The 23,429-nt window shown below is 65.6% G+C and carries 21 protein-coding genes; 10 read left to right on the top strand and 11 right to left on the bottom strand.

Annotated elements, in window-relative coordinates; all coding sequences use genetic code 11:
- Positions 1–116: 116 nt before the first annotated feature.
- Positions 117–1,091 (top strand): type I glyceraldehyde-3-phosphate dehydrogenase, encoded by a 975-nt coding sequence (locus AC04PT_RS01100; protein WP_482871639.1) that lies wholly within the window; start codon positions 117–119, stop codon positions 1,089–1,091.
- A 227-nt stretch (positions 1,092–1,318) separates the two neighbouring features.
- Here the strand turns inward: AC04PT_RS01100 and AC04PT_RS01095 are convergent, their stop codons facing one another.
- From AC04PT_RS01095 to puuE, 3 genes are all read right to left on the bottom strand, one after another.
- Positions 1,319–2,734 (bottom strand): uracil-xanthine permease family protein, encoded by a 1,416-nt coding sequence (locus AC04PT_RS01095; protein ID WP_482871638.1) that lies wholly within the window; start codon positions 2,732–2,734, stop codon positions 1,319–1,321.
- A gap of 61 nt (positions 2,735–2,795) precedes the next feature.
- Positions 2,796–3,284, bottom strand: coding sequence for an ureidoglycolate lyase (locus AC04PT_RS01090; RefSeq protein WP_482871637.1), 489 nt, complete (start codon positions 3,282–3,284; stop codon positions 2,796–2,798).
- The gene (gene puuE, locus AC04PT_RS01085) at positions 3,281–4,696 is read right to left on the bottom strand and encodes an allantoinase PuuE (protein WP_482871636.1); all 1,416 of its coding nucleotides are present in this window, start codon (positions 4,694–4,696) and stop codon (positions 3,281–3,283) included. Before puuE ends, AC04PT_RS01090 begins: the two co-directional genes overlap by 4 nt.
- Positions 4,697–4,904: 208 nt before the next feature.
- On the opposite strand from puuE, the gene uraH reads away from it, so the two are divergent.
- A complete protein-coding gene (gene uraH / locus AC04PT_RS01080; protein WP_482871635.1) occupies positions 4,905–5,261 on the top strand; it encodes a hydroxyisourate hydrolase in 357 nt (118 codons plus the stop codon).
- Positions 5,262–5,336: 75 nt separating this feature from the next.
- Here the strand turns inward: uraH and AC04PT_RS01075 are convergent, their stop codons facing one another.
- Complete coding sequence (locus AC04PT_RS01075; protein ID WP_482871634.1) at positions 5,337–6,263, bottom strand: LysR family transcriptional regulator; 927 nt, start codon at positions 6,261–6,263, stop codon at positions 5,337–5,339.
- Positions 6,264–6,356: 93 nt separating this feature from the next.
- Here AC04PT_RS01075 and AC04PT_RS01070 point away from each other — a divergent pair, with 93 nt between their 5' ends.
- Positions 6,357–7,589, top strand: coding sequence for a urate hydroxylase PuuD (locus AC04PT_RS01070; protein WP_482871633.1), 1,233 nt, complete (start codon positions 6,357–6,359; stop codon positions 7,587–7,589).
- Positions 7,590–7,728: 139 nt separating this feature from the next.
- Here the strand turns inward: AC04PT_RS01070 and AC04PT_RS01065 are convergent, their stop codons facing one another.
- From AC04PT_RS01065 to AC04PT_RS01050, 4 genes are all read right to left on the bottom strand, one after another.
- Entirely contained in the window at positions 7,729–8,517 is a 789-nt protein-coding gene (locus AC04PT_RS01065; protein WP_482871632.1) for an FAD binding domain-containing protein, read from the bottom strand.
- Between the two features lie 3 nt (positions 8,518–8,520).
- Positions 8,521–10,908 carry a xanthine dehydrogenase family protein molybdopterin-binding subunit gene (locus AC04PT_RS01060; protein WP_482871631.1) on the bottom strand — a complete coding sequence of 796 codons (2,388 nt, stop codon included), beginning with the start codon at positions 10,906–10,908 and terminating at the stop codon, positions 8,521–8,523.
- Positions 10,909–11,005: 97 nt separating this feature from the next.
- Positions 11,006–11,491: a (2Fe-2S)-binding protein gene (locus AC04PT_RS01055; RefSeq protein ID WP_482871630.1), complete on the bottom strand. Its 486-nt coding sequence runs from the start codon at positions 11,489–11,491 to the stop codon at positions 11,006–11,008.
- 43 nt (positions 11,492–11,534) lie between these two features.
- Positions 11,535–12,062 (bottom strand): SRPBCC family protein, encoded by a 528-nt coding sequence (locus AC04PT_RS01050; protein WP_482871629.1) that lies wholly within the window; start codon positions 12,060–12,062, stop codon positions 11,535–11,537.
- Between the two features lie 164 nt (positions 12,063–12,226).
- Between AC04PT_RS01050 and AC04PT_RS01045 the strand changes: the two genes are divergently transcribed.
- The 5 genes from AC04PT_RS01045 to AC04PT_RS01025 all read left to right on the top strand — a co-directional run bounded on the left by AC04PT_RS01045 (position 12,227) and on the right by AC04PT_RS01025 (position 18,443).
- Entirely contained in the window at positions 12,227–12,928 is a 702-nt protein-coding gene (locus tag AC04PT_RS01045) for a response regulator transcription factor (protein WP_482871628.1), read from the top strand.
- 105 nt (positions 12,929–13,033) lie between these two features.
- Positions 13,034–14,146, top strand: coding sequence for an FIST N-terminal domain-containing protein (locus AC04PT_RS01040; RefSeq protein WP_482872424.1), 1,113 nt, complete (start codon positions 13,034–13,036; stop codon positions 14,144–14,146).
- Positions 14,143–16,338, top strand: a complete 2,196-nt coding sequence (locus AC04PT_RS01035; RefSeq protein WP_482871627.1) for a hybrid sensor histidine kinase/response regulator — start codon at positions 14,143–14,145, stop codon at positions 16,336–16,338. The genes AC04PT_RS01040 and AC04PT_RS01035 overlap by 4 nt, the downstream gene beginning before the upstream one ends.
- Positions 16,339–16,491: 153 nt before the next feature.
- Complete coding sequence (locus AC04PT_RS01030) at positions 16,492–17,451, top strand: XdhC family protein (protein ID WP_482871626.1); 960 nt, start codon at positions 16,492–16,494, stop codon at positions 17,449–17,451.
- Positions 17,448–18,443: a molybdopterin-binding protein gene (locus AC04PT_RS01025; RefSeq protein WP_482871625.1), complete on the top strand. Its 996-nt coding sequence runs from the start codon at positions 17,448–17,450 to the stop codon at positions 18,441–18,443. The genes AC04PT_RS01030 and AC04PT_RS01025 overlap by 4 nt, the downstream gene beginning before the upstream one ends.
- Positions 18,444–18,530: 87 nt before the next feature.
- On the opposite strand, the gene AC04PT_RS01020 is transcribed toward AC04PT_RS01025, so the two are convergent.
- Positions 18,531–20,228, bottom strand: a complete 1,698-nt coding sequence (locus AC04PT_RS01020) for a midas domain-containing protein (protein ID WP_482871624.1) — start codon at positions 20,226–20,228, stop codon at positions 18,531–18,533.
- Between the two features lie 204 nt (positions 20,229–20,432).
- Between AC04PT_RS01020 and infC the strand changes: the two genes are divergently transcribed.
- Entirely contained in the window at positions 20,433–20,981 is a 549-nt protein-coding gene (gene infC, locus AC04PT_RS01015; protein WP_482872423.1) for a translation initiation factor IF-3, read from the top strand.
- A gap of 136 nt (positions 20,982–21,117) precedes the next feature.
- On the top strand, positions 21,118–21,999 hold the full coding sequence (locus tag AC04PT_RS01010; protein ID WP_482871623.1) for an AEC family transporter: 882 nt from the start codon (positions 21,118–21,120) through the stop codon (positions 21,997–21,999).
- Between the two features lie 67 nt (positions 22,000–22,066).
- Here AC04PT_RS01010 and AC04PT_RS01005 read toward each other — a convergent pair whose 3' ends face one another.
- Together AC04PT_RS01005 and AC04PT_RS01000 are read right to left on the bottom strand one after the other, a co-directional pair.
- Complete coding sequence (locus tag AC04PT_RS01005; RefSeq protein WP_482871622.1) at positions 22,067–22,915, bottom strand: ferredoxin--NADP reductase; 849 nt, start codon at positions 22,913–22,915, stop codon at positions 22,067–22,069.
- A 119-nt stretch (positions 22,916–23,034) separates the two neighbouring features.
- The gene (locus tag AC04PT_RS01000) at positions 23,035–23,427 is read right to left on the bottom strand and encodes a DUF934 domain-containing protein (RefSeq protein ID WP_482872422.1); all 393 of its coding nucleotides are present in this window, start codon (positions 23,425–23,427) and stop codon (positions 23,035–23,037) included.
- Positions 23,428–23,429 lie beyond the last annotated feature (2 nt).

Below are 23,429 nucleotides of genomic sequence, written 5' to 3'. Positions count from 1 at the left end.
CCGCCGGCCCGGCCCGCGGCGGACAGACCCTTGTCGGAAAACACCGCGCCGCCACTGGCCATCGCGCGGCAGACCGGTTCTAATCCCGCGCAAACAACTGCCGCGCCAGGACGTTCATGACCCTCCGCATCTTCATCAACGGCTTCGGCCGCATCGGCCGCACCATCACCCGCATGGTGCTGACCCAGCACCCGGATATCGAGATAGCCGGCATCAACGATATCGCCGACCTCGACACCTGCGCCTATCTCTTTGCCTACGACAGCGTCTTCGGCCCGCTTCCAGGCGGCGCCACCGGCACCGATGGCGCGCTGCATGCCGCCGGCAGGCAGATCCCGGTCACCCACGCGCCCGACATCTCGTCCCTCGACCTGTCGGGCATCGACATCGTCATGGAATGTACCGGCAAGGCCCAGACCCGCGCCATCGCCGAACGCGGCCTCACCGCCGGCGCCACCCGCATCCTGATCTCCGGCCCGTCCGAGGCCGCCTGCGACACCATCGTGCTGGGCGCAAATCATGAATTGCTGGCCGGTCAGAAGATCATCTCGAACGCGTCCTGCACCACCAACGCCCTCGCCCCCCTGCTGCGCCTCGTTGATGAGGCCGCGGGCGTGGAATCGGGCCACATGACCACCATCCACTGCTACACCGGCAGCCAGCCCACCGTCGACGCGCCACGCGGCGATCTGGTCCGCTCGCGCGCGGCGGCCCTGTCGATGGTGCCCACCACCACCAGCGCCGGACGGTTGATCGGCGTGGTGCTGCCGCATCTCGCGCATCGGATCGAGGCCCGCGCCATCCGGGTGCCCACCGCCTCGGTCTCGGCCATCGACCTGACAGTGCAGACCCGTGACGGCGTCACCGCCGAAACCCTCAACACCCTGATCCGGACCGCCGACCCGGTGCTGTTCGGGTTCACCGATCAGCCGCTGGTCTCGACCGACCTGCGCTGCAGACCGGAATCCCTGGTGGTCGCGGGCCGCGAAACCTCGGTCTCCAAGGGCGGCGTGCTGCGCATCTTCGGCTGGTACGACAACGAATGGGGCTTCTCGGCCCGGATGCTCGACATGGCCCGCCGCATGGCCTGAGGCCCGGTCAGCGCAAAGGGGGCCAGCCCCCTCGCCCTGCGGGCTCACCCCCGAAGTTTACCGGCAAGATGAAGCAGCAACACGGCGCCAGGTCTTTATCTTGCCCGCTGAACTCCGGCCGGAGGCTAGAAAGCTTTCCACGGCGTGCAACGAATAAACCCCGGGCGTCCGTCAGAACACCCGGGGCCACTTTCGGTAGGATGGGTGCTCAGCACCCATCCTGCGCCTCACTCGCCCGGCAGCGATCCGGTGCCGTGGCCCGCCATGCCGCCCGAGACTTCCTCGGTCGCCTCTTCCGCCAGATCGTCCGGCAGCACCAGATTCAGCACGATGGCGATCAGCGCCGCGGGCAGGATGCCGGAGGTCGCCAGCACCTTCAGCGTCGCCGGCAGGTGCTGCAGCGCCCCCGGCTCAAGCTGAAGCCCCAGCCCCAGCGACAGGGCGATGGCGAAGATCACCATGTTGCGGCGGTTCCAGTTCACGTCCGACAGCATCGAGATACCCGCCGAGACGACCATCCCGAACATTACGATCACGCCGCCGCCCAGCACCTCGATCGGCACCGTCGAGATGATCGCGCCGATCTTCGGCACCAGCCCGCAGACGATCAGGAAGAGGCCGCCAATGGTGACCACGTGCCGGCTCATCAGCCCGGTCATCGCGATCAGCCCGACGTTCTGCGAGAACGAGGTGTTGGGCAGCGCCCCGAACAGACCCGACACCGCAGTGCCGAGACCATCGGCAAAGGTCGCGCCCTGGATTTCCTTGTCCGTGGCCTCACGGCCCGCACCACCCTTGGTGATCCCCGACACGTCGCCCACGGTCTCGACCGCCGAGACGAAGGACATCAGGCAGAAGCCCACCACCGCGGCGACCGAAAACTCGAGCCCGAAGTGCAGCGGGTTGGGCAGCGCGAAGCTCGCGGCATTCCCGACCGCGCCAAAGCTCACCATGCCCATCGCCCAGGCCACGACGTAGCCCACCAGCAGCCCCAGCAGCACCGCCGAAACCGACAGCATGCCGCGGGTGAAGAACTTCAGCCCCAGCGTCACCAGGATCACCACTGAAGCGACAAACCAGTTCTGCGCCGACCCGTATTCCTCGGTGCCGATCGCGGGCACGCCGCCGGCGGCATACTGGATGCCCACCTTGACCAGCGCCAGCCCGATCATCGTCACCACGAGCCCGGTCACCAGCGGCGGCAGCGCAAAGCGGATCTTGCCGATAAACAGCCCCAGCGTGGCATGGAACAACCCGCCCACGAGGATGCCGCCCATCAGAATGGCCACCGCGTCGACACCCTTGCCCGCCACCAGCGGGATCATGATCGGGATAAAGGCAAACGAAGTCCCCTGCACGATCGGCAGCTTCGCCCCCACCGGGCCGATGCCGATGGTCTGGATCAGCGTCGCCAGCCCGGCAAAGAACATCGACATCTGGATCATGTAGATCATCTGCGGGAAGTCCGGCGAATTCGACCCGAAACCGAAGCCCGCCGCCCCGCAGACGATGATCGCAGGCGTCACGTTCGACACGAACATGGCCAACACGTGCTGGATGCCCAACGGCACCGCCTTCGCAAGCGGCGGTGTGTAATTGGGATCGCGCATCTCTGCCGGTGTCCCGATGGAAGTATCAGCCATAGTATCTCTCCCCATATAGCTGCGTGGTTCGGGCCACCTCTCCTCCCGGCGGCCCTGGTCGTCAGTCCCTCACCACCTCATAGGCCGTGTCGAACCAATGCTCTTCCAGGTTTGCGCCCTCGCCGATCCGGTCGACCACGGCAAACAGCCCCGATCCGCCCAGCGGCGTCAGCACACCGTGCCACGTGCCCCGATGAAAGTTGATCGCCTGGCCGGGCTCGGTCAGGAAAGCGCACGGTCTGCCCGGACGATTGCCTGCATCTTCGGCACAGACGACCAGAAAGGCGTCATGCGACATCGGAATGAAGGCCTGCGACCCCAGCGGATGCCGCTCCATCATCTCCAGCTTCAGGGGCAGGCTGCACAGCTCGGACTTGAACAGGCTGATCCCGGCGCTCCCGTCGACGAAATCAAGCCCCGCGCGGTCGTGAAACCGGCCGCACCTGCCCTGGTTGATCCATTTCTCCGGCTCGCCAGTGGCCTCCAGCAGATCGCCAAACGGCGCGAACGCCTTAACCGACATCGGCGCGACACGGATCGTCCCGCTCATGGCAACAGGTCCTTCAGCCGGAACTCGGCGATGCGCTCCACCTGACGGCAGGCCTCGGCGAACTCGGTCTCGCGGTCGTTGCCGATCCGCCGGTCGAAGGCCGCCATGATCGAAGCCTTGTCGTGGTCGCGCACCGCGATGATGAAGGGAAACCCGTGTTTCTCGACGTACGCGCTGTTGCGCCGCGTGAACGCCGCGCGCTCTTCGTCCGTCAGCATGTCCAGCCCGGCGCCGGCCTGCTCAGAGGTGCTCTCGACCGTCAGCCGCCCCGCCGCCGCCAGCTTGCCCGCAAGGTCCGGGTGCGCGGTCAACACGGCCAGCCGCTTGTCGTCATCCGCGGTGCGGAACACCCGGCACAGCGCGTTGTGCAGCCCCGCCGCGGTGTCATGCGCCGGCCCCAGTTCCAGATCATGCGCGCCCTCGGCGATCCATGCGGAGTGTTCGAAGATGCCACCGAACTTCGCGACGAAATCCTCGCGCGTCATTTCAGAGGGCCTGTCCCGCCGCTCATGCGGGTGGGTCTCGGCCCAATGCTCGGCAATCTCCAGCCGCGTCGGGCACCACACACCCTCAAAGCTCTGGATATAGTCGATAAACCGCTTCAGGGCCGCGATCTTGCCGGGCCGTCCGATCAGCCGGCAATGCAGGCCGATCGACATCATCTTCGGACGCCCCTCCTGCCCCTCGGCATAAAGCGTGTCGAACGCATCGCGCAGGTAAGATCCGAAATCCTCTCCCGTCACCCAGCCGGGCGCGGTCGCGAAGCGCATGTCATTGGCCTCGAGCGTATACGGAATGATCAGCTGATCGCGGTCGCCATATTCCCGCCAGTAGGGCAGATCGTCGTCGTAGGTGTCGGAAATGTAGTCGAACTTGCCCGTCTCGGCCACCAGCCGCACGGTGTTCTCGCTGCAACGCCCGGTGTACCAGCCACGCGGCGCCTCGCCGACGACTTCGGTATGCAGCCGCACCGCCTCTTCAATGGCGGTACGCTCCTCGTCCTCGGGCATGTCCTTGTGCTCGACCCACTTCAACCCGTGCGAGGCGATCTCCCACCCCGCGTCCTTCATCGCCGCCACCTGTTCCGGCGACCGCGCCAGTGCCGAGGCGACACCGTAGATCGTCACCGGTATGCCGGCCCCGGTAAACAGCCGATGCACCCGCCAGAACCCGGCCCGTGCGCCGTATTCGTAGATCGATTCCATGTTCCAGTGGCGCTGGCCCGGCCACATCGCCGCGCCCGGAATGTCCGACAGAAACGCCTCCGAGGCCGCATCGCCGTGCAGCACGTTGTTCTCGCCGCCCTCTTCGTAGTTCAGCACGAATTGCACCGCCACCTTCGCGCCACCCGGCCACTTGGCGTCGGGGATGCGGGGGCCGTAGCCGATCATGTTGCGTTCGTATCGTGTCACGTCTGCCTCCAGAATTTGGGATACAGTAATTCAGAACAATCTTGAAAATTACCAAAAAGCGTTTGAAACACTCTTCAGAACTCTGGGTTTCCTTCCAGCGCCGGAAGGGGGCAGATTGGCGGCAGATGCAGGGGCGTCCGCGAAGGACCCCTTTTGTACAAAACCACATGCTGTTTTGTACAAATTGTACAAAACTCAGGAGGCCCAGATGTCCGGCTATCTCACCACCCACATCCTCGACACCGCGCGCGGCTGCCCGGCCGAGGGCATCCACATCATCCTATACCGCCTGTCAGGCGGCAGCCGCGAACAGATCGCCGAAACCGTCACCAACGATGACGGCCGCACCGACGCCCCGATCCTGCCCGCCGAGGACTTCGCCACAGGCACCTACGAACTGGTATTCCATGCCGGGGACTACCTGAAGAAGACCGGGCAAACGTCTGACAACATTCTGTTTCTTGATGAAATCCCGCTGCGCTTCGGGATGGATGACGCCGAGGCGCATTATCACGTCCCGCTGCTGCTGTCGCCCTACGGCTACTCCACCTATCGCGGCAGCTGAACAGCTCGCACGACAGTCCCGGACCTGATCCGGGACCTAAACTCCCCCTTATAACACCCTGTAGAGCCAAGATTTTCAGACCTCGGCTCCCTGCTCCATCCCGCGCACCTTGGCCCCCAGTCGCTCGATCATGAACTCCATGAACAGCCGCGTCTTCGGGTCTTGGTGTCGCCGGTGGGTGTACAGAAACGCCATCTGGATATCCTCCGGCGGCGACTTGCGCGCCACCGGCACCAGAGCGCCCGAGTTGAGGTGATCCACGATCTCGAAAACCGGTTTCAGAACAATGCCTTCGCCCGCCAGCGCCCAGTCCGTCAGGACATCGCCGTCGTCCGATTCGAACCGCCCCGAGACGCGAAACCTCTGGGTGCCGGCCTCGGTCCGAAGCCGCCACTGGAACTCCGGCGCGCCGGGATAGCGCAGGTTCAGACAGTTGTGCTTGTCGCGCACAAGCGCCTCGCCATCCTCCGGCATGCCCCGCGCGGCGATGTATTCCGGCGCCGCGCAGACCACCCGTTTGCAATCGGCTATGTTCCTGATCCGCAACGTGGAATCCTCTGGCTGCCCGAGGAAGAAGGCGACGTCCAACCCCTCCGCCGTCAGGTCCACGTTCCGATCGGTCAGCCGCAAGCGGATGTCGATCAGCGGATAATCCGTCGCAAACTCCGGCACCATCGGCGCAATCAACCGCCGTCCCACGCCCAGCGGCGCCGCAATATGCAGCACACCCTTCGGATTTTCGGTGATCGACGACACCTGCGCCTCGGCCTGGTCCACCGCCTCCAGAACCGCCACCGCCCCGCCATAAAAGGCTCGCCCCTGTTCCGTCGGCGTCAAGGACCGCGTGGTTCGCTGGAAAAGTCGAACGTTAAGATGCTGTTCCAACTGAGAAATCCGCGCCGACGTCACCGCAGGCGAGATCCGCAGATCACGCCCCGCAGCGGACATCGACCCAAGGTCATAGACACGGACAAAGGTACGGATATTGTCGAGATAGGACATTGTTCGTCAATTTTTGATGCAGATGCGCCTTTCTCTGCAATACAAGAAAAACGCGACTTCCGCTAGTCTGGCAAAAAAGACAGGAGTTCACCCATGTTCGAAGCTGCAATTCTCTGGGACTGGCTGGCCTTTGCGGTACGCTGGCTGCATGTCGTCACCGCCATTGCCTGGATCGGAAGTTCTTTTTATTTCATAGCCTTGGACCTCGGTCTTCAGAAGGCGCCGGACCTGCCGCCCGGTGCGCATGGCGAGGAATGGCAGGTCCATGGCGGCGGCTTCTATCACATCCGCAAGTTCCTCGTGGCGCCCGAAGCGATGCCCGAGCACCTGACCTGGTTCAAATGGGAAAGCTACGCCACATGGCTGTCCGGCGCGGCCATGCTGGCGATCGTCTACTGGGTCGGCGGCGAGCTCTACCTGATCGACGCCGCCAAGGCCGACCTCGCGCTGTGGCAGGGCATCGTGATTTCGGCCGCCTCGCTCACCATCGGCTGGATCGCCTACGACTTCCTCTGCAAGTCGAAATTGGGCGAAACGCCGACGCTGCTGATGCTGCTTCTCTTCGTCATTCTGGTCGCGATGTCATGGGGTTACAACCAGATCTTCACAGGTCGCGCGGCCCTGCTGCACATGGGCGCCTTCACCGCCACGATCATGACCGCCAACGTGTTCTTCATCATCATGCCGAACCAGCGCATCGTGGTCGACGACCTGAAAAACGGCCGCACCCCCGACTCGAAATACGGCAAGATTGCCAAGCTGCGCTCAACTCACAACAACTACCTCACCCTGCCGGTGATCTTCCTGATGCTCAGCAATCACTACCCGCTGGCCTTCGCCACCGAGTGGAACTGGCTGATCACCTGCCTTGTCTTCCTGATGGGCGTCACCATCCGCCACTACTTCAACTCGGTGCACGCCCGTCTGGGCGCGCCCAGTTGGACCTGGGCCGTCACGGTGATCCTTTTCATCCTCGCGGCATGGCTCTCGACCCAGCCGGCCTGGGGCACCTACGACGAAGCCGAGGCCCGCGCGCTCACCCCTTATGAGGAGAAATTCGCCCAGGCCCGGCACTTCGACGATGCCGCCAACATCGTCACCGGCCGCTGCTCCATGTGCCACGCCCGCGAACCGGTGTGGGAAGGCATCCGCTGGGCCCCCAAGGGCGTCTTCCTCGAAACCCCGGGGGATATCGCAAGCAATGCCCGCGCCATCTATCTCCACGCCGGCGTCACCCACGCCATGCCGCCCGCCAACATCACCGAGATGGCGGACGAGGAGCGCCAGACCCTGGTTGCCTGGTACAAGGCGGCAGACGCCTACTGATCCAGGTCCTTCTCTTGGCCGGAAATATCCCGGGGGTTTGGGGGCTGGCCCCCAATCGGACAAACCTGCGCGGCGCAGCCGCTCAATGTGAAAAGGGCGGCTCACAAGAGCCGCCCTGTCTCATTGCAGAACCAGGGGTTTACCCGGCCGCGGCAACCGCCCGCCGGGTCAGCACGCCAACCAGATGCGCGCGGTACTCGCCCGTGCCGTGCAGGTCGCTAATCATGCCGTCGCCCGACACCGACAGCCCCGACAGCGCGTCGCCCGAGAAGTTGGCGCCCAGCACCTGTTCCGCCTCGCTCCAGCGGAACACGCCGTCCTCCGAGGCGCCGGTGACGCCCACGCCGACGCGGTCCGCGAACTTCGCCACGAAGACCCCCACCAGCGGAAAGCGCGAGGCGGGCTGTTCGAACTTGATGTAAGCCGAGGTCTGCGGGATCGGGAACTTGACCGCCGTGACGATCTCGCCCTCCTCCAGCGCGGTGGCGAACATGCCTTGGAAGTAGTCCGCCGCCGCGATCTCGCGGGTGTTGGTGACAACGGTGGCGCCGGTGGCCATCATCGCCGCCGGGTAGCAGGCCGACGGATCGTTGTTGGCGACCGATCCGCCGATGGTACCGCGGTTGCGCACCGCCGGATCACCGATCTTGCCGGCGAGGTAGGACAGCCCCGGAAAGCTGTCGCTGGTCTCGCGCGAGATCGTGCCATGGGTGGTGCCGCCACCGATCTTCAGGCTGTCGCCCTCGCGTGTAATGCCCTTCAGTTCGTCGATGGCGGAAAGCGACACCAGCTTCGAGGGCATCGCCAGCCGTTGCTTCAGCGTCGGGATCAGCGTCTGACCGCCGCCCAGCGCCTGCGCGTCCTCGTCGGCCAGGGCCGATACCGCATCGGCCAGCGTTTTGGGCCGTTCAATCTCGAATGCATACATGGGTCAGCCCTCCCGTTGAGCGTCATGGATCGCCTGCCACACCCGGCTGGGCGTCGCGGGCATGTCGATGTGGTCGACCTTGTGGCCACCGGAGTTGAGCGCGTCGAGGATCGCGTTGATCACCGTTGGAGGCGAGCCGATGGCGCCGGCTTCGCCGCAGCCCTTCACCCCAAGCGGGTTATGCGTGCAGGGCGTCTGGCAGGAATGGTCGACGGTGTAGCTGGACATCGCCGGCAAGTCGTCGGCGCGCGGCATGGTATAGTCCATGTAGGAGGCCGACAGGAGCTGGCCATCGGCATCGTAGACGCAGTTCTCTAGCAGCGCCTGGCCGATGCCCTGGGCGATGCCGCCGTGGACCTGGCCCTCGACGATCATCGGGTTGACCACGTTGCCGAAATCGTCCGCCGAAACGAACTTCTCGATGGTGGTCTTGCCGGTCTCGGGGTCGACCTCGACCTCACAGGCATAGGCACCCGCGGGGTAAGTGAAGTTCGACGGATCGTAGAACGCCGTCTCCTCCAGCCCCGGTTCAAGGTCTTCCAGCGGGTAGTTGTGCGGCACATAGGCGGCCAGGCACACATCCCCCCAGGCCACCGACTTGTCGGTGCCCGCGACCGAGAACTGGCCGTCCTTGAGCTCGATATCCGCCTCGGAAGCCTCGAGCAGGTGGGATGCGATCTTCTTGGTCTTGGCGATGATCTTCTCGGTCGCCCGCACCATGGCCGAGCCGCCCACGGCGATCGAGCGCGAGCCGTAGGTGCCCATGCCCATCGGGGTGTTGGCGGTATCGCCGTGCACGATCTCGACCTGCTCCTCCGGGATGCCGATCATCTCGGAGATCACCTGCGGAAAAGCGGTCTCGTGGCCCTGGCCGTGGCTGTGCGACCCTGTCATGACAACCAGCCCGCCGGTGGCGTTGACCCGCACGGTGGCGCTTTCATAAAGGCCTGCACGGGCGCCCAGCTGGCCCACGAGGTTCGACGGCGCGATGCCGCAGGCCTCGATGAAGCAGTTGATGCCAAGACCGCGCAGCTTGCCCTTGGACTCGCTCTCCTGCCGCCGCGCGGCAAAGCCGTCACGGTCGATCAGTTCCAGCATCTTGTCCATGGTGGCGTGGTAATCGCCGGTGTCATAGGTCACAGCAACCGGCGTTTCATAGGGGAACTGGGTGATGAAGTTCTGCCGGCGCAGCTCTACCGGGTCGACCGCCAGTTCACGCGCCGCCTTGTCGATCACCCGCTCAAGCTGGAAGGTCGCCTCGGGCCGGCCCGCGCCACGATAGGCATCGACGGGCACGGTGTTGGTGAAGACCGCCTTGACGTTGGTGTAGACCAGCGGCGTCTTGTAGTTGCCCGCCAGCAGCGTGCCGTGCAGCCAGGTCGGGATCGAGGGCGCAAAGGTGCTGAGATAGGCGCCCATGTTGGCGTAAGTCAGACAGCGCAGCGCGGTGAAGTTGTTGTCGGCATCCAGCGCCAGTTCGATCTTGGTCACATGGTCGCGGCCGTGGGCGTCGGACATGAACGCTTCGGAGCGGGTCGAGGTCCATTTGACCGCCCGGTTCAGCGCCTTGGCGGCGAAGGTGCAGAAGGCCTCTTCCTGATAATGGAAGATCTTGGTGCCGAAGCCGCCGCCGACGTCCGGCGCGACCACCCGCAGCTTGTGCTCGGGAATGCCGAGGACGAAAGCGCCCATCAGCAGCCGGATGACATGCGGGTTCTGGCTGGTGGTGTAGAGCGTCGAGTCGCCGGTGCCGCGGCTGAAATCGCCCACTGCGACGCGTGGCTCCATCGGGTTGGCGACGAGCCGGTTGTTGACCAGTTCCAGCGTAGTCACATGCGCGGCCTTCTCGATGGCCTCGTCCACCGCCGGCTTGTTCTCTTCGACAAAGCCCCAGTCGTAGCAGAGGTTGTCTGCGAGATCGTCGTGCACCTTGGTGGCGCCATCCCGCAGCGCCGCCTTCATGTCGACCACGGCAGGCAGCTCCTCGATGTCGAGGACGATCGCCTCGGCGGCATCGCGCGCCTGTTGCAGGCTGTCGGCGACCACGGCGGCGATCGGCTCGCCCACGTGGCGTACCTTGTCGCGGGCCAGAACCGGGTGGGCCGGTTCCTTCATCGGTTCGCCGTTCTTGTCAGTCACCTGCCAACCGCAGGGAATGCCGCCCACACCTTCGAAATCCGTGCCGGTGAAGATGCGGACGACGCCGGGCATCGTGGCCGCGTCGGATGTATCGAGGTTGGTGATCGTGCCATGCGCCACGTCCGAGCGCAGGAAGTGGACATAGGCCTGTCCGTGTACGTTGATGTCGTCGGTGTAATTGCCGGCGCCGGTCAGGAAGCGCACGTCCTCGCGGCGCTTGCTGCTGGCTCCGATCCCATGATCCTTGGGCATGGTAGGTCCTCCCGAAAATGTTGTCGTGGACGATGGGTGACGATCACCCATCCTACGGGTCAGGCGGTGGGATGGGTGGTTTTACCCATCGCTGCGGTCACTCGGCGGCAACCGCCGGAACCTCCTGTCCCGAGGCCGCCATGATCGCCCGGACAATGTTGTGGTAGCCGGTGCAGCGGCAGATGTTGCCTTGCAGGTAGGTGCGCACCTCCTGCTCGCTGGGTTTCGGGTTCTCCTTCAGGAGCGCCGCCGCCGACATCACCATGCCCGGCGTGCAGAAGCCGCATTGCAGCCCGTGATAGTCCTGAAACGCCTGCTGGATGGTGCTGAGCGATCCGTCCGCCCCGGCCATGCTTTCGATGGTTTTGACTTCCGCGCCCTCGGCCTCGGCCGCGAACATGGTGCAGGATTTCACCGCCTCGCCGTTGACATGCACCACGCAGGCGCCGCACTGGCTGGTGTCGCAGCCCACGTGGGTGCCGGTCAGCCGCAGGTCCTCGCGCAGATATTCCACAAGCAGCGTGTTGCCCGCCACCTCTCCGCTCACGGATTTGCCGTTCACGGTCATTGATACCTTGGTCATCAATCCCTCCCTTGGTGTGTCTTTGGCTGCAATGGCCCGATCTTTACGAGATCAGGCGCTTGAACCAACCTTTTTTCTTGGTTTCGCCGTCCTCGGTGGCGACCGCTTCGGCCTGTTCCGGCTCTTGCGGGCCTTCGACCGCGTCCTTGAAATTCTCGAAGAACTGGTCGGCCATCTTCTTGGCGAATCCGTCGACGATGCGGCTGCCCAGCTGCGCCAGCTTGCCCCCGACCTTGGCGTCGACCTCGTAATGCAGGCGGGTGCCGCCTGCCTCCATCGGCTCAAGCGTGACGTCGGCCGCGCCCTTGGCAAAGCCAGCCGCCCCGCCCTTGCCTTCGCCCGAGAGCCTCAGGCTTTCGGGTTCGTTCATTTCTGACAGGGTGACGCGGCCCTTGAAGGTGGCCTTCACCGGGCCGACCTTCTGGGTCACCTTGGCCTCGAAACCCTCGTCGGGGGTGCCGGCCAGTTCCTCGCAGCCCGGGATGCAGGCCCTGAGCACCTCGGGGTCGAGCAAGCCGGCCCAGACGACCTGAGGCGGTGCGGAAATCTCGCGGGAATCGGAAAGTTGCATGTGTGATCAAGCCTCCTCGACATGGACCTTGGCCCCATTCGGACGCCGGGGCTATCCTACCAAAGTGCTGCAAGCCGCCCGGCGGGGGCACATGCGACCATTGGAGGGGTGTCGCGGTTTCGCGCAAGTCATAAAGTGGGTGCATGGCTTTTGCAGACAGAAAGATGACGGCAACCGTGTCCCTGACCCCGCTCGACAACCTGGCTGACGCGCTGGTCATCGATGACCACCCGCTGTTCTGTGAAGCGCTGGTGCTGACCCTACGGTCGATCTGCCCCAGCTGCCGGGTGCGCACCGCCTCCAGCCTCGCCGAGGCGCTGACCGTGATCGAGGGCCCCGAGGCCGTGCCCGACGTCATGCTGCTGGACCTGAACCTTCCGGACGTGAACGGGCTGGACGGGCTGATGCGCCTGCGCAGCGCCTCTGGCGGCAAATGCCCGGTGGTGGTGGTCTCTTCGATGGCCGACAATGCGATGATCGCCAAGGCGATTTCCGCCGGGGCCGCCGGTTTCGTGCCGAAGCACAGCCAGAAGCACGATTTTCACGAGGCGCTCGACGCGATCCTGAAGGGCGGCAGCTACACGCCGCAGAGTTACGTACCCGACGCCGAAGGCAGCGCGCAGGAAGACGCCGTGGCGCTGCTGGCGACACTGACCAACCAGCAGATGCGCATCCTGCAACTGATCTGCGAGGGCAAGCTGAACAAGCAGATCGCCTATGACCTGTCGATCGCCGAAACCACGGTGAAGGCGCATGTCACGGCAATCATGCGCAAGCTGGGCGTTCAGAGCCGGACACAGGCGGTGCTGGTGGCACAGGATGCGCGTTTCTCGGAAGCCTTGCAGGCCCCGCCGGAACAGGCGTAACCTGTAGCCTGCCCTGTCTGCCCCTGATATCCGGTGACCCACATCCTGGAGACGCTCAAGACCGCCGCGCATGATCCCGACGCCGAGGCCGCCGGCCTCTGCTGCGTGCAGGTATCGTTGCATGATCCCGATCCGGTCGGAGCCATTGCCGAACTGCTGGGAAACCGCAGGTTCGAGCTGGTGCTGCTGTTCATTGCCAACCGCAGCGATTTCACCCTGCTCTCGCGTCGCGCCCACGAATGCATCGACGCCCGTCATGTCGCCGCCTGCACCACCGCGGGCGAGATCGGGGCCGAGGGTTATGAGCATGACCAGATCGTCGCCCTGGGGTTGCTGCCGTCGCGGTTCCGGGCGGCCTGCTACATGATCGAGGGGCTTGACCGGATCGACGCGCAGGCCGAGATCGATCACCTGATCCGTACCCGCATCGAACTGGCAGATGCCGCGCCGGACCATGGCTCGGAGTTCGCCTTCCTCGCGGTCGACGGGTTGTCGCTGCACGAGGACGAACTGGCCGCCGTGCTTTCGACCGGGCTGGGCGCGGTGCCGCTGTTCGGCGGCTCGGCGGGCGACGGCAATGACTTTCGGCGCACCTTGCTGTCGCTCGACGGCGAGGTGCAGGACAACGCGGCGGTGATGTCTGTGGTGCGCTCGACCTGCGGGCTGCGCGTTTTCAGCCTCAATCACCTGACCCCCACCGAAACCAAGATGGTGGTCACCGACGCCGACCCCAAGAACCGCATCGTGCGCCAGATCAACGCCGAGCCCGCGGCGCGGGAATATGCCCGCATCGTCGGCAAAATCCCCGAGCAGCTGGATCAGTTCACCTTCGCCGCGCACCCGGTCGTGGTGCAGTTGGGCGGCCGCCACCACGTCCGCGCCATCCAGCGCGTCAACGAACATGGCGAGCTGGTGTTTTTTTCGGCAATCGACGAGGGCATGGTGCTGACGCTGGCCGAGACCGAAGCCATGGCGCCGCACCTTGACGCCGAGTTGGCGCGCCTGTCGGAGAGCCGCGCGCCCGGCATGATCCTCGGGTGCGACTGCATCCTGCGCCGGCTTGAAGCCGAACAGCTGCAACAGACCGGCGCGGTGTCGGACGTGCTGCGCCGCCACAAGGTGCGGGGTTTCTCGACCTATGGCGAACAGCTCGGCGGACTGCACGTCAATCACACCATGACCGGCGTCGCCTTCTATCCGCCGGATGGCGCGGCATGACGCTGATCAACCCGGCAGACAGCATCGAGCGGCAGAACGAGAAGCTGCTCCGAATCACCGAATCGCTGATGCGCCGGGTCGAGCAGCAGCAGGATCCGGCCGGCTTGGCCTATGCCCAGTTCGAACGCGCCGCCATGCTTGAGGATCAGGTCCGCACCCGCACGCTCGATCTCGAGCGCGCGCTTGACCTGCTTCACGACAGCAACCTGCGGCTGGAGCAGGCCAGCGCCCAGACCGAGGCCGCGCGCGACAACCTCGCCGATGCCATCGAAGCGGTGAACGAGGGCTTCGCACTGTTCGACGCGCAGGACACGCTGGTGCTAACTAACAGCCGGTTCTGCGAGGGGCTGCAGGACATCCTGCATCAGATCCGTTCCGGTCTGAGCTTCCGCGACTATGTCGATCTTATCAGCACTTCCGCTTACCTGACCCTGCCGGAGGGCGCAACCACCGCTGGCTGGGCCGCGATGCGCATGACGCGCCACCTGCGCCGGCAGGGCAGCGATTTGTTCAACGTACAACTGCGCGACGACCACTGGCTGCAGGTCTCCGAACGCCGCACCCGCACCGGCGGCACGGTGGTGCTGCAGACGGATGTGACCGAGTTGGTGCGGCTGGAGCGCGAGGAGCGCAGCCGGCTGGAAAGCCAGCAGACCCGGCTGATCACCGCGACGCTGGAACACCTCAATCAGGGGGTTTGCATCTTCGACGGCGACGCCCGGTTGATGGGCTGGAACACCCGCGTCGCCGAGCTTCTGAGATTGCCGCTGAACCGGATCTATCGCGGAGCCCGGTTCGATGCGATGGTCGACGAACTGCCGCGCGGGCTGACATTGTCCGAGGGCATGCGGCTCGACCGTCTGCGGGCCTGGGCGCTGCGTCCCGAAGGCGCCTTGCGGTTCGAGGCGACACAGGGCGCGGACCTGATCCTCGACACCTTTGCCCAGAAGCTGCCGGACGGCGGATTCCTGATTTCCTTCACCGACGTCACCGCCGAGCGCAACGCGGCGCGGGCGCTGCAGGAGATGAACGAACGGCTCGAGGCGCGGGTGGCGGAGCGCACCACCGAACTGGCCTCGGCCCTGTCTGCCGCCGAACGCGCCAATGCCTCGAAATCGCGCTTCGTTGCCGCCGCCAGCCATGACCTGCTGCAACCCCTGTCCGCCGCCAAGCTGTTCATAGACTCGCTTCAGGGCGAAGCGCTTTCGCCCGGTGGCCGGGACACTCTGGCCAAGGTCGGCTCGGCCCTCGGATCGGTGGAGCATATCATCGAGGCATTGCTGGACATCTCGAAGCTCGATGCGCGCCGGGCGGTTTTCGATATCCGCCCGATTAGCCTGTCACGCATCTTCTCGGCGCTGCACACCCAGCTTGAACCGCTGGCTGCGAGAAAAGACCTGTCGCTCACCGTGGTGCCGACCTCGCTCGAGGTGGAAAGCGACCCGTCCTACCTGCGGCGCATCCTGCAGAACCTGCTGGGCAACGCCGTGCGCTATACCGAAAAGGGCCGTGTGCTGATGGGCGTACGCCGCGCCGGCTCCGAGGTGAGGATCGAGGTCTGGGACACCGGCCCCGGTATCGCCGAGGAACATCAGGGCGAGATCTTCCGCGAATTCGCTCGCGTGAACGCGCCGGCCTCGGCCACCGAGGGGCTGGGCCTGGGGCTGGCCATCGTCGAACGTGCCTGCGCCGGGCTGGGCCACCGGCTGGACCTGCGCAGCGAGCCGGGGCATGGCACCATGTTCTCGGTCACCCTGCCCCTTGCGGGGGCGGCCGTCGCGCCGGACCCGGACGCCTCTGCCCCGCGACACCGGCCCCGCGCGCACGCCCGTGGCCAGATGGTTTTCGTGGTCGAGAACGACGAGACCATGCGCCGCGCCCTCACCATGGCGCTGGAGAGCAACGGGGCCGGCGTGATCGACGTGAGCAATGCGGCGGAGGCGCTCGGCCTGCTGGCCGAACTGGGGATCACCCCGGATGCGCTGTTGCTCGACGACGACCTTGGAACCGGCCTGTCCGGCACCGCGCTTTACGGCGAGATCACCCGCCGTCACGGGCCGATCCCGGCCCTCATCCTGTCGGCCAACCGTTCCGAAGACCTTCGTCGGCGCTGCACCGACCTTGGCGTGCCGCTTCTCCAAAAGCCGCTCGACACCGCCGAACTGGATCGCTTCCTGTCCGAACTTCCGTGACACCAGCGGCCTGATCTTCGTCTGTCCGCAAATCTTCGCGGGCACAGCCGCCATCGTCGGCCGGCCCCGTGCCTGCCCTTCGACCAAGGTCGCCCCCTGTTCCACAAGACAGCGCCTCGCAAGCTGCTAGACTGCGCCACGAAAGGAGCCATCATGCAAGGCATACCGGAAACCGCACTGGAGTGGCACCGCCAGGGCAAGGGCGCGGCCCTCGCCACGGTAATCGAAACCTGGGGCAGCGCGCCGCGCCGCACTGGCGCGCAACTGGCGATCAACGGCGAGGGTGAGATGGAAGGCTCGGTCTCGGGCGGTTGCGTCGAGGGCGCGGTTGTGGTCGAGGCGCTGGAAGCGCTGGAGACCGGCGCGGCACGGGTGCTGGAATACGGCGTCTCGGACGGCGATGCGTTTGCCGTCGGGCTGGCGTGCGGCGGCACCATCCGCGTATTGGTCGAACCCGTGGGCGCGGTGCTGCCTTCGGACATGCTGGCCGCGCTGGTCGAGGCCCGCGCGGCCCGGCGCCCGGCGGCCTATGTGGTGGACATCGCCAGCGGCGAACGGCGGTTGGACTTCGAGGGGCACGACACGCGTTTCCGCAGGGACCGGTCCGGCTTTGAGGAGGACGGCCAGACCTTCGTTGCCATCCACAATCCGCCGCTGCGGCTGGTCGTGGTGGGGGCCGTCCACATCGCACAGGCGCTGGTGCCGATGGCCCGCGAGGCGGGCTATGACCCGGTGGTCATCGACCCGCGCGAAAGCTTCGCTTCGCCGGCGCGCTTTCCCGACACACACCTCAGCCACGACTGGCCCGACGACGCGGTGGCCGAACTGGGGCTGGACGCGCGCTGCGCCCTTTGCCTGCTGACCCACGACCCCAAGCTCGATGATCCGGCGCTGAAAGCGGCCCTCAAGGCGGAGGTCTTCTATATCGGTGCGCTCGGCTCGACACGCACCCACGCCAAACGGCTTGAACGCATGGCCGCGGCAGGGTTCTCGCCGGAGGAGTGCGCCCGCATCCACGGGCCGATCGGGCTTGATATCGGCGCGGCCACGCCGGCGGAAATCGCGGTGTCGATCCTGGCCGAAATGACGCGGGTGCTGAGGACAGGCGCATGAAGTTCGGTCCGGTCCCGGTCGGCCAAGCCGAGGGCGCCGTGCTGGCGCATTCGGTGCAACTGGAGGGCCGCAGGCTGCGCAAGGGCGCGGTGCTGACCGCCGCGCAGGTGGCGGCGCTGGCGAGGGCTGGCGAGACCGAGATCATCGTCGCCCGCCCAGACCCCGGCGACGTGCTTGAAAACGCGGCTGCCGCCGAAGTGGCCGCCGCGCTGGTGCCGGACCCCGCCGGTGCGGGCCTGCGGTTGACCGAGGCCTTCACCGGCCGCGTCAACCTGCTGGCCGAGGGTCCGGGGGTGGCGGTGCTTGACGTGGCCCGGCTGGAGGCGCTGAACCGGATCAACCCGATGATCACGCTGGCGACGGTCCCGGCCTTCCAGCAGATGCGGGCGGGCGGCATGGTCGGCACGGTCAAGATCATTTCCTATGCGGTGCCCGAAGCGGACCTGCGCCGCGCCTGCGATGCCGCCCGCGACGCGGTGCGACTGGCCAGGCCCGTCCTGCGCAGTGCCACGCTGATCGTGACCGAGATTCCCGGCGGCGCGGGGGAAAAGGGCGTCCCGGCGATCCGTGACCGGCTTGGCGCACTGGACATGCACCTCGACGAGGTCATCGACGTGCCGCATCGGACGGCCGAAATCTCCCGGGCGCTGGCCGACGCAAAGAGCGATCTGACCCTGATCCTGACCGCATCGGCGACTTCCGACCCTGCCGATGTCGCGCCCGAGGCCGTGCGTCGCGCCGGAGGCCGGATCACCCGCTTCGGTATGCCGGTCGATCCCGGCAACCTGTTGTTTCTGGGTGAGATCGGCACTCGCCCGGTAATCGGTCTGCCCGGATGCGCCCGTTCACCGGCCCTGAACGGCGCCGACTGGGTGCTCGGCCGCGTGGCCTGCGGCATCGAGGTCCGGTCCGAGGACATCGCCGCCATGGCGGTGGGCGGGCTGCTTAAGGAGATTCCCACCCGCCCGCAACCGCGCCGCGGCGATCGTTAGCATGGGTGCTTCTTAGCCATCAAAGGCAACGAAAAAACCGCGCCCGATCAGGGGCGCGGTTCTGTCTTTCTGCCGGCGGCGGACGGCTCACTCGGTCGCGTTATCGCCCGCTTCGGCGCCGAGCGCGTCACGCAGACCCGAAAGCATCTGCTCCAACTGCTCGGGATCGTCCTTCGCGCCCTCGATATCGTCGAGAACGGCCATGAACACGGCAGCGCGCGCGGGCTCCATGTCGCTGGCTTCGATCAGCGCCAGAACCTTGGCGCGGTCATAGCCCTCGATGGTCAGCAGCTCCGCCTTCTCCGCCTCGGTCATCGCGGCGACCTCTTCGGCTGCCTTTTGGGCGGCATCGGCATCCCCTTCGGCGGATTGGTCTTCGCTCCGTGCGTCGCTGTCGGCCTCAGACGCAGTGTCGTCAGCGCGCGCTGCATCGGTGGTATCGGTGGCAGGCTGGTCCCCACCGTCAGCTGTGCCGGCGTCGTCCGTGGCAGGCTGGTCGCTGCCATCCGCCGTCGGAGCGGGGGCGGTCGCCGCTGCGGCGTCTTCCGAGGTCTGCGCGCCATCGACGGCGTCTTCAATGGCCTCGGCAAGGTCCTCCGAGGCTTCGCCCGCAGCTTGCAACGCCTCGGCCGCTTTGGCCAGCGCTTCCTGTTGCGCCTCGAGCGCTTCGGTGACCGAGGTCCGCGCCTCCTCATCGCTTCCACCGAGCACTGCGGCCAGGTTCTCGGCAACGCCTTCCGCCGTTTCGGCAACCTCTGCGCCCGCCGTTGCAGCCATCTCGGTCACGGTTTCCGTGGCCTCGTTCATGTCCTGCGCAAGCTCTTCGGTCGCTGCTGATCCGTCGGCCTCTGTTGCTGCCGTATCGCCGGTCGGTTCCTCGGCATCCGCACCGGTATCGGCCTCGGCTGCTGCGGTGTCTTCGGCAGGGCCCGTCTCGGCAGCTTCTTCGCCGGTCGCCGTGGCGGTGTCGGAAGCCATCGCTTCGGCGCTGTCGGCACCTGCGTCGCCAGCCTCGGCCTCGGCTTCCGCGTTCATCGCCGTGTCGGTCTCGGTCGCGTCCTCGGTGGTTTCGGCGTCAGGTGCGGTGGTGTCCGCGTCGGCCGGGGCCTCCGTTGTCTCCGCGCCGTCTTGCGCCTCTGCCGCTGCGGCGTCTTCGCCGGCCGCGGAGGGTTGTTCGGCCTCTTCAGTCGTGTCTGCCTGAGCGACCTCACGCGTTGCATCGTCGCCAGAACCCGGTTCCGTTGAAACAGCGCCTTCGGCGAGTTCGGTCTGGGTATTCTCCGTCACGTCTGTCGCATCCGCCTCGGTGGCTTCCGTGGCGTCCGTTTCTGCGGCCTCGGCAGTATTTTCCTCGGCCATGGCAGCGTCGGCTTCGGTTGCTTGCGCGGTCTCTGTGCCCTCATCGGCGGACTCCGCATCCGTAACGTCGGTGGTCTCCGAGCCCTCTTCGGCGGGTTCGGCGTCCGCGACCTCGGCGGTCTCCGCGCCCTCTTCGGCAGCGTCGGCTTCCGCAACCTCAGCAGTCTCCGCGCCCTCTTCGGCGGTATCGGCTTCCGCGACCTCGGCGGTTTCCGCGCCCTCTTCGGACTCCGCGACTTCGGCGGTGTCTTCCGTCTCGGTCTCGACCTCGGCCGCGGTTTCTTCGGTTGCGGCGGTGTCCTCGGCCACGACGGGCGCTGTTGCCCGGCTTTCTGTCACGGGCGTTTCGGGCTCATCGGCCCGGGTGAAATAGAAAACGGCGATGATGGCCACAACCGCGCCCCCCGCCCAGAGAATGCTTTTCATGTTCTCGTACCCCTGAAATTGAAAGTCTGTCGGACTGCGGAACTCCGCTGCCTTCTTACATAGAAGGGCCGCGGCGCAAGCAAAGCGTATACGCGCGGAAAACCGGAGACAGGCAGGCGAATCTGCGGATTCAGCGCTTGAAAGTGCCCTCGTGCCCAACTACCTTGCAGCCTCAATTTCGGTAATGATCAAAGGAACAAACCCATAGCCCGCAGACCGCACAACGCGCCGCCGACCCGTGATACCGGCCCCCGCGTCAACGAACGTATCCGTGCCACCGAAATCCGCCTGATCGGCGCTGAAGGCGAAAACGTCGGCGTGGTGTCGCCAGCCCGGGCAATGGACATGGCCGCCGAGGCCGGGCTCGACCTGGTGGAAATCTCGCCCAATGCGACCCCGCCGGTCTGCAAGATCATGGATTTCGGCAAGTTCAAGTACGAACAGCAGAAGCGGGAATCCGAAGCGCGCAAGAAGCAGAAGATCATCGAGGTCAAGGAGGTCAAGTTCCGTCCGAACACCGACACCCACGACTACGAGGTCAAGATGCGCAACGTCTTCCGCTTCCTCGAAAACGGCGACAAGGTGAAAGTGACCCTGCGGTTCCGCGGCCGGGAGATGGCGCACCAGAACCTTGGGCGCGAGTTGCTCGAGCGGGTGGCCGAGGACACCAAGGAAATCGGCAAGGTCGAGAACATGCCGAAGATGGAAGGCCGCCAGATGGTCATGATGATTGGGCCGCTGCCGCAGAAGTGACTGCACGGCCCGGCACGCAAGTCGGACCTTTCCACATGAACGACGAGACGCCGGGTTTGACGATCCGGCGTTTTTCGTTTCACGAAGCCCACGTCCGCCGCGTCACCCTCGGCGCAGCCAGATTGGAAAGACCACCGTGGACATTGCCTTGAAAGTTCTGGAAATCGTCGCCCCCGTCTTCGGGCTGGCGGCGGTGGGATTTGTCTGGGTGCGGCTGGGCTATGAGTACCGCGTGCAGTTCGTTACCCGGCTGGCCATGTCGCTGGCGGTTCCCTGCCTGATCTTCGTGTCGCTGATGCAGACCGAGATCGCGCCCTCGGCGCTTGGCGCTCTGACATTGGCGAGCCTTGCGGCCTATTTGCTGGTAACGCTGGTCATGTGGGCGGTGGTCAGGATCGGTCGGTTGGACAGCCAGACGTACCTCGCGCCGCTGATCTTCAGCAACACCGGTAACCTCGGCCTGCCCTTGGCGCTGTTTGCCTTCGGAGACCTCGGCCTTGGCTATGCGGTGGTGGTGTTGGCGATCTCGGCGGTGATCCAGTTCACCTTCGGCATCTGGCTGGTGTCAGGCGGAGGATCGCTGCGGCGGCTGGTGCAGGAACCGTTGGTAGGCGCGACGCTGCTGGGCGGGGTGTTCATGTGGCAGGGCTGGCAGACGCCGGTGGTTTTGACAAACATGCTGGAATTGATCGGCCAGATGGCGATCCCGATGATGCTGATCACGCTGGGGGTCGCCGTGGCGCGGCTGCAAATCGGGCGGATCACAGGGCCGCTGGTGCTTTCGGCGGTCAAGTTGGCGGTCTGTGCAGCCTGCGGCGTGGCCACGGGGCTCTGGTTCGGGCTGGAGCCGGTGGCCTTCGGCGTGCTGGTGCTGCAACTGGCGACGCCGGTTGCGGTGACGTCCTACATGCTGGCCGAGAAATACGGCGCCGACAGCGAGGCCGTCGCCGGGCTGGTGGTGGTGTCGACGCTGATGTCGGTGGCGGCGCTGCCGTTTTTGCTGGCGCTGCTGCTCTGAGTGTCGCGGGGCAAGACCCGTCGACGGACGTGCTTAACGCCGTCGATGGACTTGCCCCGGAAAGTGGTCAGTCGAGGAATGCTTTCTCCACGACGTAATGCTGCGGGTTGGAGTTTGCGCCTTCCACGAGGCCATACCCCTCCAGCATCTCCTTCAGCTCGAGGTTGAAGGCCAGATTGCCACAGATCATGGCACGGTCGGTCTCTGGCGACAGCACCGGCACCCCCAGATCAGCAAAGGCCTCGCCCGAGCGCATCAGGTCGGTGATCCGCCCCATCTTGGCGCTCTCTTCGCGGGTGGTGGTGGGGTAATACTTGATCTTCTTCCAGAAGCCTTCGCCGATCACTTCGTTCAGAAGCTCGTCGTCCTTGAGGCTCTCGATCAACTGGCGACCGTAGGTCAGTTCGCCGGCCTCGCGGCAGGTGTGGGTGATGACGATCTCGTCGTAATCTTCGTAGGTCTGCGGCTCGCGCAGGAGGCTGGCGAAGGGGGCAAACCCGGTGCCAGTGGCGAAGAACCACAGCCGCTTGCCGGGCAGCAGCGCATCGTGCACCAGCGTGCCCACCGGCTTGGGGCGCAGGATGATTTCGTCCCCCGGCTGGATGTGCTGCAGCTTCGAGGTCAGAGGGCCGTCCTGCACCTTGATCGAATAGAACTCCAGCTCTTCGTCCCACGACGGCGAGGCGATGGAATAGGCACGGAGCAGCGGTTTGACCTTGCCGGTTTCGGGGTGCGGATCGCCCATCAGTCCGATCATGACGAATTCGCCGGAGCGGAAGCGCAGGGATTGCGGCCGGGTCACGCGGAACGAGAACAGGCGGTCTGTGTAGTGCTGTACGTCCGTCACCTTCTGCGCGTCGGGCAGCGTGGGTACCTTGATGGCTTTGGCTTCGGTCACTTTGGTCAACTCGGTCATGTTTCGTCCTTGGCCGGTCCGGGCCGGTCCACTGTCATGTAATGAATTGGGCGGGGCAGCGGAAGGGTCGCAGTGTCGCGGGGACGCCGCGGCCCTTCCCTGCCACACGGGAGCAAGGGTCAGCCGCGGGCGCGCAGACGGGACTGGTAGTCGCCGGTCGTCCAGTCGGCACGGAACACCCACTGGTCCTCGGGCTGGCGTTGAGCGAGGTCGGCGGAAATCTCAACCTCATCGAAACCCGAGCGCCGCGCCATGGCGTATTGATCGGCCAGCACGTGGCCATGGGCGCGCAGCCGGCCCGAGTACCCCTTGAGCCTGAGCAGCCGCGCGAGGGTAAAGCCGCGCCCGTCGGCAAAGCTGGGAAAGTCGATACGGATCATCCGCAGAGTGGGCAGGTCGCCCACCACCTCTTCGATGTCGGCATCCGATGCCAGGTCCAGCGCCCCGGCGCCGTCGAAGCCTTCGGTCCAGTCGTCGGGCACGAAGCCCTCGTCTTGCACGATCACGTTGATAG

The organism is Litorisediminivivens sp. KMU-197 (assembly GCF_056858395.1).
Note: the sequence above shows the minus strand (reverse complement) of the source record. Positions and strands in the feature narration are given on the sequence as shown.

Coding starts and splice junctions, on each gene's coding strand:
- AC04PT_RS01055 (WP_482871630.1), bottom strand. CDS start 11,491: ATGACCAAGGTATCAATGACCGTGAACGGCAAATCCGTGAGCGGAGAG.
- AC04PT_RS01045 (WP_482871628.1), top strand. CDS start 12,227: ATGACGGCAACCGTGTCCCTGACCCCGCTCGACAACCTGGCTGACGCG.
- AC04PT_RS01050 (WP_482871629.1), bottom strand. CDS start 12,062: ATGCAACTTTCCGATTCCCGCGAGATTTCCGCACCGCCTCAGGTCGTC.
- AC04PT_RS01095 (WP_482871638.1), bottom strand. CDS start 2,734: ATGGCTGATACTTCCATCGGGACACCGGCAGAGATGCGCGATCCCAAT.
- AC04PT_RS01070 (WP_482871633.1), top strand. CDS start 6,357: ATGTTCGAAGCTGCAATTCTCTGGGACTGGCTGGCCTTTGCGGTACGC.
- AC04PT_RS01075 (WP_482871634.1), bottom strand. CDS start 6,263: ATGTCCTATCTCGACAATATCCGTACCTTTGTCCGTGTCTATGACCTT.
- AC04PT_RS01030 (WP_482871626.1), top strand. CDS start 16,492: ATGCAAGGCATACCGGAAACCGCACTGGAGTGGCACCGCCAGGGCAAG.
- AC04PT_RS01025 (WP_482871625.1), top strand. CDS start 17,448: ATGAAGTTCGGTCCGGTCCCGGTCGGCCAAGCCGAGGGCGCCGTGCTG.
- AC04PT_RS01005 (WP_482871622.1), bottom strand. CDS start 22,915: ATGACCGAGTTGACCAAAGTGACCGAAGCCAAAGCCATCAAGGTACCC.
- uraH (WP_482871635.1), top strand. CDS start 4,905: ATGTCCGGCTATCTCACCACCCACATCCTCGACACCGCGCGCGGCTGC.
- AC04PT_RS01060 (WP_482871631.1), bottom strand. CDS start 10,908: ATGCCCAAGGATCATGGGATCGGAGCCAGCAGCAAGCGCCGCGAGGAC.
- AC04PT_RS01090 (WP_482871637.1), bottom strand. CDS start 3,284: ATGAGCGGGACGATCCGTGTCGCGCCGATGTCGGTTAAGGCGTTCGCG.
- AC04PT_RS01065 (WP_482871632.1), bottom strand. CDS start 8,517: ATGTATGCATTCGAGATTGAACGGCCCAAAACGCTGGCCGATGCGGTA.
- AC04PT_RS01020 (WP_482871624.1), bottom strand. CDS start 20,228: ATGAAAAGCATTCTCTGGGCGGGGGGCGCGGTTGTGGCCATCATCGCC.
- AC04PT_RS01035 (WP_482871627.1), top strand. CDS start 14,143: ATGACGCTGATCAACCCGGCAGACAGCATCGAGCGGCAGAACGAGAAG.
- AC04PT_RS01100 (WP_482871639.1), top strand. CDS start 117: ATGACCCTCCGCATCTTCATCAACGGCTTCGGCCGCATCGGCCGCACC.